We start from the raw sequence: 1,333 nt of genomic DNA, 5'->3' as shown, positions 1-1,333 counted from the left end.
GTGACTGTGAGGCTGGCCGGGTCAGTCCTTCGGTGATGGGCTGATGGCTGGCAGCGGTGGGCGTGACCCGTCATGTGACTGGCTTCGTGCCTTCATCTGGACTTGTCCGTCCGCTGCTGCCGGCACCGGCCCGGCCGGAGACGTTGGCCTGATCAGGAGCTTGACCGCCAGTGGCTGCTGGCGTGTCTCATCACAGTCCTGCCATCTCCGCACCGGACCGGGACCTGCTGCGTCCCCCCGGTCAAGGAGAAGAACGCATGACCATGCTGGCAGACCTGGTCGAGGTCGTCATCGGCGTCGACACGCACAAAGACACCCACACCGCCGCGGTGCTGGACACCGGCACCGGTGGCGTGCTGGCCCGAGCGACGGTGGCCGCCGACCCGGCCGGCTACGCAGAGCTGGTCACACTGGCCGAACAGCACTCGGGGCTGCGGGCGTGGGCGATGGAGGGCACCGGCGGCTACGGCGCCGGCCTGGCCCGCCACCTGGCAGACGCCGATGAACTCGTCATCGAGCTGGATCGGCCCAAGCGCCCAGCGCGGCGGGCCGGGGCGAAGTCCGACCCGATCGACGCCGAACGCGCCGCCCGCGACGCACTGGCCCGCACCCGGCTCGCTCAGCCCAAGACCGGCCCGCAGCGAGCCGCGCTGCAGATGCGCCTGACCGCCCGCCGCGCCGCGGTCGAGGCCGCCACCGCCGCCCAACGTCAACTGCTGGCGATGGTCACCACCGCCCCGGAGGCCGTTCGGGCCCGGTTCCGCGGCCAGAGCACCCGCGGCGCCATCGACACCGCCGCCCGGCTGCGCCCGGGCGCCAGCCGCGGCGACATCGAGATCGTCACCGCGCTGACCGTGCTACACGACCTCGCGCGCCGGATCCGATTCCTCGAGACCGAAGCCCTCGACCACGAGAAGGCCATCCGCGCCATCGTCCGGTCCTGGCGCCCGGACCTGCTCGACCTGACCGGAGTCGGCCCGATCGTTGCCGCCACCGTCCTCACCGCCTGGTCCCACCCCGGCCGCTGCCGTGACGACGCCGCCTTCGCCATGCTCGCCGGCACCGCACCCATCCCGGCGTCCTCGGGCAAGACCGTGCGCTACCGGCTCAACCGCTCCGGCGACCGACAGCTCAACCGCGCCCTGCACACCGTCGTCCTCACCCGGCTGCAACGAGACGAACGCACCCGCACCTACGCCGACCGCCGCCGAGCCGAGGGCAAGACCGACCGCGAGATCAAACGCTGCCTCAAGCGCTACATCGCCCGCGAGCTCTACCGACGCCTCGAATCACCACCGCTCGCGGCTTGACCCGTCATAGGAGCGTCCTGATC

General features: G+C 71.9%; 1 protein-coding gene. It reads left to right on the top strand.

Annotated features, from left to right (window positions below):
- The first annotated feature begins 257 nt into the window (after positions 1-257).
- Positions 258-1,310, top strand: a complete 1,053-nt coding sequence (locus tag BD833_RS22600; protein WP_166535414.1) for an IS110 family RNA-guided transposase — start codon at positions 258-260, stop codon at positions 1,308-1,310.
- Positions 1,311-1,333 lie beyond the last annotated feature (23 nt).

This window comes from Blastococcus xanthinilyticus (assembly GCF_008124835.1).
In the GTDB taxonomy this organism is placed as follows: domain Bacteria; phylum Actinomycetota; class Actinomycetes; order Mycobacteriales; family Geodermatophilaceae; genus Blastococcus; species Blastococcus xanthinilyticus.
This window is presented reverse-complemented; position numbering and strand designations above follow the sequence as displayed.